Here is a 12,210-nt window from a genome sequence, read left to right on the forward strand (position 1 = left end):
CGCTCATATCCCGGCCCCCGGAGCCGGGTTGGTGTCGTCGTTGTCGAACACGAACTCCTCGATCACGAGCCCGCGCGCTCCCGCGAGATCCGCCGCGAGCCGCTGCACGACCGCCGTCTCCAGGACCGTGCGCACCGCCTGCTAGGCGAGACCGGGCAGCCGCACGACGTGCAGGGTGCCCTCCGCCGCGAGCGGCGCCGCGGTCACCGCGAGCGTCAGGTGCCCGGCGCGCGCGAGCGAGCGCGCCAGTTCCCCTTCGCGTCCGTCGCCGAGCACGACGTGCAGCGTGCGGCCCGCCGACTCCATCGCGCCGTGCAGGTAGGTGCGCGTCGCGAGCGCCGTCGCGGGCACCCGCGCGACCTCGCGCAGCAGCAGCGCGCCCGCCTCGGCGGTCCCGAGCGAGGCGCCCGAGCCCACGAAATCGGCCGCGACGACGTGGGCGCCGTGCGCGGTCACCTCGGCGACGACCGGCGCCAGCACCTCCTCGAACTCCTCCAGGAGCTCGGCCGTGCCCGCCCACTCGGCGAGTGCCCGCGCGCTGTCCCAGCCCTCCAGGTGCCGCGCGAGCATCGTCAGGCCCACGAGCGTGCCCGTGTACCCCACGGTCGAGGCGTAGCTGTCGGGCTCGTCGCCGAGGTCCACGCTCCAGCGCGCGGCGGCGGCGAGCGGGCTCGGGACCGCGTTGACGAGCGCGCCCGCCCGCTCCGGGCCCGCGAGGGCGAGCGCGGCGAGCGTCTCGGGACTGCGCCCGGACTGCGAGACGCCGAGCACGAGGTCGGCGCTGTCGAAGACGGGGCCGGGGGGCAGGTCCCCGGCGAGCACCCGCCGGGCCGCGAAGCCCGCCTCGCCGAGCAGCGCGACGGGCAGCGCGAGCGCCGCGTGGCTCGCGCCGATCCCGGCGAACACGGGACGGACCGCGGCGGGGAAGGCGCCGGGGGTGCCGAGCTGCGCGGCGAGCCGCCGCGCGACACGTTCAAGGGCGGCCGGCTGGGCGGCACGCGCCTGACGGTAGGGAATCGTTCCCTCGGGCACGGACACGGTGGTTCCTTTCCACGGGCGCCCCAACCCGCCGCGCGACGGCGCGCGGCCGGGACCGGGGTGCGTGGCTGGTGCGGTGATCGGAGGAGGAGGAGTACGGGGAGTACGGGGAGTACGGGGACGGGAAGGGGGCGGCACGGGGCGGCTGTGGCCCGTACCGCCGGGGGACCGGCCGGGGAGGGGGCTCAGCCCTGCCCGCGCACGAACACCGTGCGCAGCCGGTACCGGTCACCGCGGTAGGTCAGCGTGGAGCGCAGCACGGGCCGCCCGCCCGCGTCGGTCATCGCCTGCTCCATGACGAGCACGGGCGCCCCCTCGCCGAGATCGAGGTGCGGGGCGAGGTCCGGGGGACAGCCGCGCGCCTCGATCATCGACTCGGCGTGCACGGGCTCGCTGCCCGCCGCGCTCAGCACCTCCACGAGCGAGGAGCCGGCGAAGTCGGTCGCGGTGAGCGCGGGCGCGAGGTGGAGCACGGTGAGGGCCTGGTCGACGCCGATCGCGAGGCCGTCGAGCAGCCGCACGCGGTCGAGCAGGAACAGCTCCGTGCCCGCCGCGACGCCGAACTCCTCCGCCTCGTCCAGCGTCGCCGCGCGCACCTCGGCGCGCAGCACCCGGGAGCTGGGGACGAGGCCCTTGCGGCGGGCGGTCTCGGTGAAGGATTCGAGGGAGTTGGGCCACTCGCGGTCCTCCCGGCCCTCGCGCTCCTCGCCGCCCGCCACGTACCAGCCCCTGCCGTGCGAGGAGCGCAGCACCCCGCGCTCCACGAGGTGGTGCAGCGCCTTGCGCAGGGTCACCCGGCTGATCCCGAGCTGGGCGCACAGCTCCCGCTCCGAGGGCAGCCTGCTCCTGGCCGGGAGCGTGCCTTCGCGCACGCGGCGCTCGACGGCCTCGGCCGCCCGTACCCACAGCGGTTCGTGGCTTGAGGCATCGAGGGGTGCCGCGTCCCCGGGGGTCGTCTTCACCGCTTGCCGGTCCTTCCCAACTCCGCGCGTCGTGCGCACCGTTGTGTGTCATGGTCCCATCCGGTACGGGGGCGGTGCCCCGCGTACCGGCGCTGTCCGCCGGGCTCAGCCGGGCCGCGCGGCGAGCCGGTCGAAGGCCGCGTCCAGATCGGCCGAGACCTTCTGGCGGGCCGGGTCCGCGTCGTACCACGCCAGGATCTCCGCGGCCCCGCGCCGGAAACCCGTCTCGGGCGGGAGACCGGGCAGGAGCCGGTGCAGCTTGGAGTTGTCGTAGACGAGCGAATGACGGAAGTCCTCGGTCAGTACGGGTCCCATCCAGTCGATCTCGCGGCCGATGTCCTCGCTGGAGCGGTGGACGAGGAGCGGTTCGACGCCGGCCGCGCGGGCGAGCGTGGTGTGGATGGCGTCCCAGCTCAGCGGGGTGCCGGACGTGATGTGCACGGACTCGCCCAGGAGCCGGTCGTCGCCGAGCAGCCCGGCGAGGGCGCGGGCGAAGTCCCGCGCGTGCAGCAGGTTCCACAGCGAGGTGCCGTCGCCGTGCACGACGACGGGCAGCCCGCGCCGCCAGCGGTCGATCGCCGTCCACCCCGCGAGCAGCGGCACGACCGTCTCGTCGTAGACGTGCGCGGCGCGCACGATCGTGGCGGGGAAGCCGTCCCGGTAGGCGGCCTCGACGGCGAGTTCGCACTCCAGCTTGAGCCGGGGGTAGTCGAAGCTCCCCGCGCGCCGCGCGGAGGACTCGTCCACGGGCTGGCGCGGCGCGGGGCGCGCGTACACCGAACCGGTCGAGAGGTACACGTAGGAGTCCGTGCGGTCCCGGAAGAGGCGCACGGCGCGCTCCACGTGGGCCGTGTCGTAGCCGATGAAGTCCACGACGACGTCGAAGCGCGCGCCGCCGAGCGCGGCCCGTACCGCGTCCTCGTCGCCGAAGTCGGCGCGCAGCGCGCGGGCGCCGCCGGCGACGGGACGCCGCGAGGTGCCCCGGGTCAGGACGGTCAGTTCGTCGCCCCGGGCGAGGACGGCGCGGGCGGCGGCGGAGGAGATGACTCCGGTGCCGCCGACGAAGAGGACACGCATGTCAGGACTCCTTCCGGGCGAGCCCGCGCGCCACGAGGTGGTCGAGCGCGCCGCCGAGCAGCGGATACATGGGGTGATCGGAGCGGTCCATCTCCACGATGAGCCAGCGCACCGAGGGGTTGGCGCGCGCGGCGGCGTCCACGTCCACGACGCCCTCGCCGAAGGGCACCATGCGGTCGTCCATGCCGCGCGCGGGACCGTCCTTGAGGTGCAGGGACTCCAGCCGCTCACCGAGCGAGGCGGCGACGGCGGCGGGGTCGGCGCCGCCCGTGTGCGCCCAGTAGACGTCGAGTTCGCACACGACGTCCGGGTCGAGCGCGTCGAGCAGCACCTCGTAGGCGCGACGGCCGCCGTAGCCGTTGCGGAACTCGGCGAAGTGGTTGTGGTAGCCGATCCGCATCCCGCGCGCGCGAGCGTTCGCCGCGCCCTCGTTGACGCGCTCCAGCCCCGCGCGCAGCGCCCCCTCGCTCGCGAACTCCTCGGGTTCCAGGCTCCACACGAGCGTGTCGGCGCCCACCTCCTCGTACGTGTCGAGGACGCGCGCGGCCCCGGGACCGGCGGGGAAGGGGGCGTGGGCGCTGCACAGCCGCAGCCCGAGCGCGTCGAGACGCGCGCGGACGGTCGCGGGGGAGTGCCCGTAGAGGCTGATCGTCTCGACGGCGCGGAAGCCGAGCGCGGCGACGCGTTCGAGCACGCCGAGCAGATCCTCGCGGGCCTCCTCGTGGAGGGACCACAACTGCACGGCGGCCGGGGGCGGACGGTGTTCGGGGGTGCTCATGCGGTTCCTTCGCTGCCCGGCGCGGTCGTGGCGCCGGGCTGTCGGGGGCCGGGCTGTTCGGGGCCGAGGTGGCGGCCGTTGCCGAGCGGCCAGCGCGTCGCGAGGTTGGCGTACGACTCCTCGCCCGTTCCCGCCGCCCACAGCACGGCCTGCCGTACGAGCTGCCGGAAGCCCGGGTTGCCCCAGGCGCGCGGGTCGTGGCCCAGCGCGCTGTAGCAGACCCGGCCCGCGCCGTGTTCGCGCGCGTAGAGCACGGGCTCGGTGCCGCCTTCCGGCGTGTCGCGGACCGCGAGGACATGGACGTCGTCCGCGTACTCCAGCAGGTAGAACTCGTCGTCGATCGCGAAGTCCGCGAGGTAGCGCGTGACCTGGTGCTCGGCGGTGACCCGGACCAGGAAGCGGCCCTCGGAGCCGTGCGCGCCGTGCGAGAGGTAGCGCGAGCCGATGAGCCGGTGCGCCGCCGCGTCGGCCTCCAGGCCGCCGGGCCCGTACCCGAAGAGGTTGCTCGCGTGCAGGACGACGAGGCCCTTGCCGGCCGCGACGAGCGCGGACAGCGCCTCCTGCTGCGCGGGCGCGAAGACGGTGGAGGAGCGGTAAAGCACGTAGACGTCGGCGTCGGCGGTCGCGGGCAGGGGCTCGGTGAAGCGGTCCAGGCCCATGGCGCGGGCGGTGGGGAGCCCGGCCTCGGTGACGATCTCCTGGAGCGCCAGCGCCGCGCCGATCAGGTCGTGGTGGAGGTCGGTGCCCTCCACCACGACCAGGGCCGAGGCGGTGCCTCGCAGTTTCATGCGGGTCCTTCCGTGGGGGGTGCGGGGCGGGCTCAGGCGGTGGCCTCGGCGGCCTTCGCGTAGTCGCGGGCCATCGCGTCGCCCCCGCCCCGCTTGTACGCGGCGACGGCGGACTTGAGGCTGCTCGCCGGGCTGCGCCCGTAGGCGACGGCCTTGATGGCGTCCTGCATGTGCTGGTCGAGCGAGGCGCCCTTGGTGTTCTTCGTGTTCGAGTGCAGGTGCGCCGCCGGGTCCTTGAGGAGCATCGGGACGACCTTGCTCTGCCAGGCGTGGTTCATGCGGTCCACACCGGGCGCGCCCTGCGGGTAGCAGAGCGTCTGCGGGCCGCCGACGATGTAGGCGAGGCCGAGGTCCTGCTCGCGCTGGCCGCGCGTGGTCAGGACGGGGATGCCGTCCTTCATCTCGTAGTCGGTGCCCTTCTCGCCGTAGTTGACGACGAAGGACTCCTTGGTGCCGAAGGGCGCGGCGAGGTAGTCGAGGACTCGCAGGAACTGGTCGACCTTCTTCTTGCTGCCGGTCCTGCGGAGCATCGTGATGGCGTAGGCGCCGCTGTTCTCCCAGTAGACGGGCTTGCCGCCGTCCTGCGCGAAGGGCGTCATCATCCCGAAGACGACCTTGCTGTCGTCCGCGACGAGACCGACCGAGCGGTTGCCCTCTTCCAGGAGGACGAGCTTGCCGGAGCGGAAGAGCGCGTCGTGCTGGGTCTTGTTCATCGTCGGGCTGTCGGGGTGGTAGTAACCGGCCTTCCACAGCTTGCCTATCGCGTCGACCGCGTCGATGAAGGCGGGGTGCTCGTACATCGACACGAAGCTCCCGTCCTTCTTCCGCGTCCACTTGTTGGGCACGCCGAAGGCCATGAGCATCGTGTCGCGCAGCATGACCGTGGCGCCGCCGCCGAAGGCGTAGACGCCGCGCCGGGCGTCGGTGACCTGCTTGGCGAGGGTGGTGAACTCGGCGAGGTTCTTCGGGGCCGGGTCGGCGCCCGCCTTCTCGATGACGTCGGTCTTGGTGTAGATCATCGAGCCGAAGACCGGGTCGGACTTGGGGACGCCGTAGATCCGGCCGTTGAGGTAGCCGTTGGCCCAGGCGGACTCCTGGATGCCCGCGAGGTTCGGGTACTTCTTCACCGCGTCGCCCGAGAGGTGGTCGCTCAGGTCGGTGAACTGCGCCTGGGCGAGCTGGGGCAGCCGCGAGACGTTGACGTACATCGGCACCGACACGACGTCGGGCAGGTCGCCGCCCGCGACGAGCGCGGGGAACTTCTGCTCGAAGTCGGCGGCCGGCACGATCGTCGGCTTGATGTGGACGTTCAGCTCCTTGTTGAGGAGCTGCCAGTAGGCGCTCTTGCTGAGCGGCGGGGTCGGCTGCCCGTAGGTCATGAGCAGGACGTCGAAGTCCTGGCCGTCACCGGCGGGACCCTTGACGGAGGCGGGCCCGTTCAGCGGGAAGGACTTGTAGACGTCCATGACGCCCTGCTTGGTGCCGGGCAGGTCCGGGGCGGGCTTGACCGGCTCGACGTACGTGGGCATGGGCACGGCCTTGCGCGGGGCGGGCCCCGCCGTGCCGCCGCCCGGGCCGGAGGAGCACGCGGCGAGCGAGGGGAGCGCGGTGCCGGCGACGGCGGCGAGCGCGGCGCCCTTGAGGAGGGAACGGCGGCTGGGGAGCGAAGTCGTCATGACGGTGTCTGCTTTCGTGGCATTCGTGGCAGAGAGCGGCGGGGGAGGAGACAGGGCGGGAGCGGGACCGGGAGCTGGACCGGGGCCGGGAGCGCGGCGCGGGGCGAAAGGCGGCGCGGCGGGGCCGGGGGGGGCGTGCGGGCTCAGCCCTTGATGGCCCCGGTGAGCATCCCCTTGGACATGTGCTTCTGGAGGAAGGGGTACGCGCACAGGATGGGAAGGGTGGCGATGACGACGAGCGCCATCTGCACGGACTGGGCCGCGGGTTCCTCGGTGCCGGGCAGTTGCTGGGAGGTCGAGGAGACCCCGCCGCCGAAGATGAAGGAGCGCATCACGAGCTGGAGCGGCCACTTCTGGGTGTCGTTGAGGTAGAGCAGCGGGCTGAAGTAGTTGTTCCAGTAGCCGACCGCGATGAAGAGGCCGACGACCGCGATGACGGCCCGCGACAGCGGCAGCACGATCGAGAAGAAGATGCGCCACTCCCCGGCCCCGTCCATGCGGGCCGCGTCGAACAGCTCCTGCGGGATGCCCTGGATGAAGCCGCGGACGATGACGACGTTGAAGGCGCTCACGGCGGTCGGCAGGATCAGCGCCCAGTAGCTGTCGAGGAGGTGCAGCTCCTTGACCATGAGGTAGACGGGGATGATGCCGGGCGCGAAGAGCAGCGTGATCAGGACGTAGCCGAGCAGCCCGCGCTGGAAGAGGCTGCCGCGCTTGCTGAGCCCGTAGGCGCACAGGACCGTGCACAGCAGGCTCACGAAGGTGCCGACGACGGTGACGCCGAAGCTGATCACCACCGAGCGGCCCACCTGGGTGCCGTCGAAGAGGTGCCGGTAGGCGTCCAGGCTCACGTGCGTCGGCCAGATCACGTAGCCGCCGTTCGCGTCGATCTGCGACTGCGTCGCGACGCTCGTGGAGATGACGGTGAGGAACGGGAAGAGGACGACGGCGCAGATCATGGTGAGGGCGAGGCCCTTGAGCGCGATCGCGAGCGGCTTCGGTTTGCCGGCCCACACCGGTCGGGCGGAACTCATCGCTGGTAGACCCCTTCCTCGCCGAGACGGTGCGCGAGGGAGTTGGCGCCGAGCACGAGGAGCAGGCTCACCACGCCCTTGAGCAGCCCGGCGGCGGTCGCCAGACCCCAGTTCCCGTCCACGACCCCGTTGAAGTACACGTACGTATCGAGGACTTCGGCGGCCTGGGGGCCCACCGCGTCCCGCTGGAGCAGCACCTGCTCGAAACCGACGGTGAGCGCGTCACCGAGCCGCAGGATGAGCATCAGCACGATGATCGGGCGCATCCCCGGCAGCGTGACGTGCCAGAAGCGGCGCCAGGCGCCCGCGCCGTCCATCGTCGCGGACTCGTAGAGCTGCGTGTCGATCGCGGCGATCGCGGCGAGGAAGATGATCGTTCCCCAGCCCGCGTCCTTCCACACCGACTGCGCGGTCAGCAGGAGCTTGAACGTGCCCGGGTCGGCCATCACGTTGACGCCGTGGTGCCCGTGCTCGGACAGGAAGCGGTTGATCACCCCGCCACCGCCCAGAACCTGCTGGAACAGGGCCACGATGATGACCCAGGACAGGAAGTGCGGCAGGTAGATCACCGACTGCGTGAACTTCCGCGCCATCGGCATCGCGATCGAGTTGAAGAGCACCGCGAGCAGGATCGGCACCGGGAAGTAGAACAGCAACTGGAAGAACGTGATCTGGAAGGTGTTGGAGACCGCCTGCCAGAAGGCGTCGTCCTGGAACAGCGCCTGGAAGTTCGCGAACCCGACCCAGGTCGACGGCAGCCCGGGCGAGTAGTCCATGAAGGCCACCGCACTGCCGAGCAGCGGCAGATACGTGAAGGCCGCGAGGAGCAGGACGGCCGGGGCGGCCATGAGCAGCAGGGGCGAGTCGCGACGCGCCCTGCCGAGGAAGTCCCGCAGCCGGGCGGCACGCGAGGGCTTCGCGGCGGGCGGGGCATCGGGGGAGCCGTGGGTGCTGCCGGAGGCCCGTATGCCGGGCAGCGCTTTGGTGACGGCCAATGCGCACCTCTCTCGCTCGGAACTGCGCAAGTACCTGAAGAACGCCCGGAACGTACCACCGAGACCAGAGCAAGACAACGGGTCTGACCGGATCGGGATGTGAACGGCCCGCGCTCTTGCGGTAACAGGGCGGCCCGCTTGCGGGAGCTTGCCCGTATTCGTCCTGGGTGGCGCGGTGTTCGCGGCGCCGTACGGGGAAATTTCGAGTGCGTTAGGGATGGACAGGAGCCGGTCGGATGGCGTTCTCTGGCCATGTCCGCGATGCCGTCGCAGACCAAATGGTCTCAGTGGTCATGTCGGCGTCCGGTCGCCGGAGTCCCCGTTTCCCGCGAGCTTCCGCGCACCCGGGCCCCCGCACACCGGGGGCCGCGCGCGGCGGAGTTCGCGCAGGCCGGGGCCCCGCGCCGTTCGCGTGTACCGGGGCCCCGCGCCCCGGTTCTCCGGCGTCCCGCAGTCCCCGCGCACCGAAGGAGTGGCACGTCCCGCATGACGACGACGATCCTCACCAACCACGTCGGCTACCAGACCGCGGGCAGCAAGAAGGCCGTGCTGCTGCTGCCCCCCGGTGAGCCCCCGGCCACCGGCGCGGACACCGCCCTCCTGCACGGCCCGCACGGCACCACGACGCTCTCCGCGAGCGAGGAGACCGCCGTCGACCACTGGTCCGCCGGCACCTTCCGCGTGGTCGACTTCTCCGCCCACACCACCGAGGGCACCCACCACATCGAGTGGGCCGGCACCCGCTCGCAGCCCTTCACGATCGGGGAACGCGTCCTCCAGCAGGCCACCCTCTCCGACGTCCTCTACTACTTCCGCTCGGTGCGCTCCGGCGGCGCCATCGACCGCAAGGACCGCGCGGCGCGCTTCTACGAGGACACCTCGGGCCGCACCGTGGACGCGCGCGGCGGCTGGCTCGACGCCTCGGGCGACTACAGCAAGTTCCTCAGCCACCTCAACTACACGCGCATGATGAACCCGCAGCAACTCCCGCTGTGCGCCTGGGCGTTCATGGAAGCGAGGGACGCGCTCGCCGTGCACAGGCCCGCGCTCGTGCCCGTGCTCGGCGACCGCCTGCGCGACGAGGCGCTCTTCGGCGCCGACTTCCTCGTCCGCTTCCAGGACCCCGAGGGCTACTTCTACACCGCGATCTTCGACGCCCTCACCAAGGACCTGGACGAGCGCGTCATCAACGCCCCCCTCGCCGACTCCGTGCGCACCACCCGCTGGCAGGCCGCCTACCGCCAGGGCGGCGGCCTCGCGATCGCCGCGCTCGCCCGCGCGAGCGCCCTGAACGACCACGGGGACTTCCCCTCCGCGGCCTACCTGGAGGCGGCCCGGCGCGGCTTCGACCACCTGGAGGCGCACAACAAGAAGTACCTGTACGACGGCGAGGAATCCGTCATCGACGACTACTGCGCGCTCCTCGCGGCGAGCGAACTCCTCGCGGTCACACCCGGCGACCCCGTCCTCGCCGAGGCCGCCGAACGCCGCGCCGCCTCGCTCATGGACCGGCACCGCGCCGACGACGGGCGCGGCTTCGGGTGGCTCCTCGGCGACGTCGAGGGCCGCCCCTACTTCCACGCCGCCGAGTCCGGGCTCCCGGCGCTCTCCCTGCTCCGCTTCGCGGAGGTCCACCCGGCCGCGCCGCTCGCCGAGCGCGCCCGCGCCACCGCCCTCGCCCTGCTCGGGGACGCCGCCGCGCTCAGCGACGAGGTCGCGAACCCCTTCGGCTGCGTCCGCCAGTACGTCCAGCCCACCGAGGGCCCCGCGCGCACGAGCTTCTTCTACCCGCACGAGAACGAGACGGGCTACTGGTGGCAGGGCGAGAACGCCAACATCTGCTCCGTCGCCTACGCCGCCGAGAAGGGCGCCGCCCTGGACGGCTGCCCGCCCGAGCTGCGCGCCCGCCTGCGCCGCCTCGCCGAGGACCAGCTCCACTGGGTGCTCGGCCTCAACCCCTTCGACTCCTGCATGATCAAGGGCGTCGGCCGCAACAACATCGAGTACCGGCCCGACTACCCGAACGTCCCCGGCGGCATCCTCAACGGCATCACGGGCGGCTGGGACGACGAGCGCGACATCGCCTTCATGCCGGAGGAGCACCGCGCCACCGGCAACGGCTGGCGCTGGACCGAGCAGTGGATTCCGCACTCGGCGTGGTTCCTGCTGGCGATGTCGGCGGCGCGCTGAACCGGAGGCACGAGAAACGGCCCCGGGCGACCGGTACGTGGGCGGCGCGGCCCCCGCGCACACGACCGCCGCGACCACCGGGCCCGCCCGCGTCCCGCGTCGAGGGGGGGTGGACGTCCCGGGCCGTGAGGTCACCGGATGCGCCGTCGCGCCCGGCCCCGTGCGCACGGCCGGCGGGCCCGGGCTCGCCGGGCGGCACGGCCGCGGCGTGGTGCGCGCGGCCGAGACGCTGGGTGGCTCACGCGTAGTCGTCGAGCGCCCCGCCGTGCTCGTCCACCCACCAGGCGACGCGGCAGTCCAGGCAGGTGTACCGCCAGCGCGGGGGCGCGTTGCCGGGGGCGCCGGTCTTGGTGAGGATGACGTGGGTGTCGGCGCACTTCACGCAGCGCACCGGGAGACGACGCCCGGTGCTCCCGGAGCCGTACGCGTCGGACCACCCCTGTCGGCTCATGTCGGCAATTGTGCCAGCGACCTGACGCCGCCTCGCCCGCTCCGGCGCGCGGGCCGGGCCGCGCCGTGCTGCCATGGGACCACACCCCACAGGAGAGGGAGCGGCCATGGAGCACCACATGCGCGCCGAGTACGCCGAGGGCGACACGCCCGGCGATCCCCGGGCCCCGGTCCGCAGGTGGCACATGGTGCGCGGCGCCGAGGAACCCCGTGCCCTGTGCGGCGTGCTCCTCGACCCGGCCGCGGTCACCCAACCCGCCGACGCCTGGGGCACCGCCGCCGCGCGCCCCTTCTGCACGAGGTGCGGCGCGCGCTACCTGCGGGAAGTGCCGTAGGGCGGACGGCCCGGGGAATGAACGCGGGCCCGGTCCGCGTTTGCCCGAGCGACGTCCTGGACGTCCCCGAGTACGACCCGAGCCGAAGAGGGCGGTAGACCGATGGCGACACCCCTGGCCCCGACCCCGTCCCCCCTGCGCGTGGAGATCTGGACGGACATCGCCTGTCCGTGGTGCTACGTGGGGAAGGCCCGCTTCGAGCGGGCGCTCGACGGGTTCGCGCACCGGGCGGAGGTCGAGGTCGTGCACCGCTCCTTCGAGCTGGACCCCTCCTTCCCGAAGGGCCAGGTCGTCCAGGTGCTCCCGATGATCGCCAAGAAGTACGGGGTCAGTGAGGAGCAGGCGCGGCAGGGCGAGGCGCGGCTCAAGGAGAACGCCGAGGGCGAGGGGCTCGCGTACCGCACCGAGGGCCGCGACCACGGCAACACCTTCGACATGCACCGCCTCCTCCACCTCGCGAAGGACCGCGGCCGCCAGGACGCCCTGATCGACGGTCTCTACCGGGGCAACTTCGCCGAGGAGCGCACCGTCTTCGAGGACCACGAGCGCCTGGTCGGGATAGCCGTCGCCGCCGGGCTGGACGAGGCCGAGACCCGCGCCGTCCTCGCCGACGAGACGGCGTACGCCGCCGAGGTGCGCGCCGACGAGCGCGAGGCCGCCGAGCTGGGAGCGAACGGGGTGCCCTTCTTCGTCCTCGACCGCCGCTACGGCGTCTCCGGCGCCCAGCCCGTCGAGGTCTTCGCGCAGGCCCTCCAGCAGGCGTGGGACGCCCGGCCGCGGCTGACTCCCGTCGCCGGGGTGGCCGGCGCCGAGGAGGCCGGGGTGTGCGGCCCGGACGGGTGCGCCGTCCCCCAGCCGGGCGCCTGAGCCCCGCCGGGCACGGCGAA

At 73.0% G+C, this 12,210-nt stretch carries 13 protein-coding genes; 3 read left to right on the top strand and 10 right to left on the bottom strand.

The window, feature by feature from the left end:
* Positions 1–3: 3 nt before the first annotated feature.
* The 9 genes from SSBG_RS35470 to SSBG_RS23870 all read right to left on the bottom strand — a co-directional run bounded on the left by SSBG_RS35470 (position 4) and on the right by SSBG_RS23870 (position 8,348).
* A complete protein-coding gene (locus SSBG_RS35470; protein ID WP_267880269.1) occupies positions 4–135 on the bottom strand; it encodes a hypothetical protein in 132 nt (43 codons plus the stop codon).
* A 6-nt stretch (positions 136–141) separates the two neighbouring features.
* A complete protein-coding gene (locus SSBG_RS23835; protein WP_199781403.1) occupies positions 142–1,032 on the bottom strand; it encodes an SIS domain-containing protein in 891 nt (296 codons plus the stop codon).
* Positions 1,033–1,223: 191 nt separating this feature from the next.
* Complete coding sequence (locus SSBG_RS23840; protein WP_008748630.1) at positions 1,224–2,000, bottom strand: GntR family transcriptional regulator; 777 nt, start codon at positions 1,998–2,000, stop codon at positions 1,224–1,226.
* 105 nt (positions 2,001–2,105) lie between these two features.
* Positions 2,106–3,077 carry an NAD-dependent epimerase/dehydratase family protein gene (locus SSBG_RS23845; protein WP_008748631.1) on the bottom strand — a complete coding sequence of 324 codons (972 nt, stop codon included), beginning with the start codon at positions 3,075–3,077 and terminating at the stop codon, positions 2,106–2,108.
* Position 3,078: 1 nt separating this feature from the next.
* Positions 3,079–3,855: a sugar phosphate isomerase/epimerase family protein gene (locus tag SSBG_RS23850; RefSeq protein WP_008748632.1), complete on the bottom strand. Its 777-nt coding sequence runs from the start codon at positions 3,853–3,855 to the stop codon at positions 3,079–3,081.
* Positions 3,852–4,643 carry a ThuA domain-containing protein gene (locus SSBG_RS23855; RefSeq protein WP_008748633.1) on the bottom strand — a complete coding sequence of 264 codons (792 nt, stop codon included), beginning with the start codon at positions 4,641–4,643 and terminating at the stop codon, positions 3,852–3,854. Before SSBG_RS23855 ends, SSBG_RS23850 begins: the two co-directional genes overlap by 4 nt.
* 32 nt (positions 4,644–4,675) lie before the next feature.
* Positions 4,676–6,319 carry an extracellular solute-binding protein gene (locus SSBG_RS23860; RefSeq protein ID WP_008748634.1) on the bottom strand — a complete coding sequence of 548 codons (1,644 nt, stop codon included), beginning with the start codon at positions 6,317–6,319 and terminating at the stop codon, positions 4,676–4,678.
* Positions 6,320–6,462: 143 nt separating this feature from the next.
* Positions 6,463–7,353 carry a carbohydrate ABC transporter permease gene (locus tag SSBG_RS23865; RefSeq protein ID WP_008748635.1) on the bottom strand — a complete coding sequence of 297 codons (891 nt, stop codon included), beginning with the start codon at positions 7,351–7,353 and terminating at the stop codon, positions 6,463–6,465.
* Positions 7,350–8,348 (bottom strand): ABC transporter permease, encoded by a 999-nt coding sequence (locus tag SSBG_RS23870; protein WP_234010633.1) that lies wholly within the window; start codon positions 8,346–8,348, stop codon positions 7,350–7,352. Before SSBG_RS23870 ends, SSBG_RS23865 begins: the two co-directional genes overlap by 4 nt.
* A gap of 486 nt (positions 8,349–8,834) precedes the next feature.
* Between SSBG_RS23870 and SSBG_RS23875 the strand changes: the two genes are divergently transcribed.
* On the top strand, positions 8,835–10,538 hold the full coding sequence (locus tag SSBG_RS23875) for a glycoside hydrolase family 9 protein (RefSeq protein ID WP_008748637.1): 1,704 nt from the start codon (positions 8,835–8,837) through the stop codon (positions 10,536–10,538).
* A gap of 238 nt (positions 10,539–10,776) precedes the next feature.
* Here the strand turns inward: SSBG_RS23875 and SSBG_RS33365 are convergent, their stop codons facing one another.
* Complete coding sequence (locus SSBG_RS33365; RefSeq protein WP_158677806.1) at positions 10,777–10,989, bottom strand: hypothetical protein; 213 nt, start codon at positions 10,987–10,989, stop codon at positions 10,777–10,779.
* Between the two features lie 106 nt (positions 10,990–11,095).
* On the opposite strand from SSBG_RS33365, the gene SSBG_RS23880 reads away from it, so the two are divergent.
* Positions 11,096–11,323 carry a hypothetical protein gene (locus SSBG_RS23880; protein WP_037870499.1) on the top strand — a complete coding sequence of 76 codons (228 nt, stop codon included), beginning with the start codon at positions 11,096–11,098 and terminating at the stop codon, positions 11,321–11,323.
* Positions 11,324–11,458: 135 nt separating this feature from the next.
* The gene (locus tag SSBG_RS23885; RefSeq protein ID WP_008748640.1) at positions 11,459–12,190 is read left to right on the top strand and encodes a DsbA family oxidoreductase; all 732 of its coding nucleotides are present in this window, start codon (positions 11,459–11,461) and stop codon (positions 12,188–12,190) included.
* The last annotated feature ends 20 nt before the right edge of the window (positions 12,191–12,210 follow it).

It is taken from the genome of Streptomyces sp. SPB074 (assembly GCF_000154905.1).
Classification (GTDB): Bacteria; Actinomycetota; Actinomycetes; order Streptomycetales; family Streptomycetaceae; genus Streptomyces.

Excerpts from the sequence above, each read along its gene's own strand:
- SSBG_RS23845 (WP_008748631.1), bottom strand. The coding sequence starts at position 3,077 with ATGCGTGTCCTCTTCGTCGGCGGCACCGGAGTCATCTCCTCCGCCGCC.
- SSBG_RS23850 (WP_008748632.1), bottom strand. The coding sequence starts at position 3,855 with ATGAGCACCCCCGAACACCGTCCGCCCCCGGCCGCCGTGCAGTTGTGG.
- SSBG_RS23855 (WP_008748633.1), bottom strand. The coding sequence starts at position 4,643 with ATGAAACTGCGAGGCACCGCCTCGGCCCTGGTCGTGGTGGAGGGCACC.
- SSBG_RS23860 (WP_008748634.1), bottom strand. The coding sequence starts at position 6,319 with ATGACGACTTCGCTCCCCAGCCGCCGTTCCCTCCTCAAGGGCGCCGCG.
- SSBG_RS23865 (WP_008748635.1), bottom strand. The coding sequence starts at position 7,353 with ATGAGTTCCGCCCGACCGGTGTGGGCCGGCAAACCGAAGCCGCTCGCG.
- SSBG_RS23875 (WP_008748637.1), top strand. The coding sequence starts at position 8,835 with ATGACGACGACGATCCTCACCAACCACGTCGGCTACCAGACCGCGGGC.
- SSBG_RS33365 (WP_158677806.1), bottom strand. The coding sequence starts at position 10,989 with ATGAGCCGACAGGGGTGGTCCGACGCGTACGGCTCCGGGAGCACCGGG.
- SSBG_RS23880 (WP_037870499.1), top strand. The coding sequence starts at position 11,096 with ATGGAGCACCACATGCGCGCCGAGTACGCCGAGGGCGACACGCCCGGC.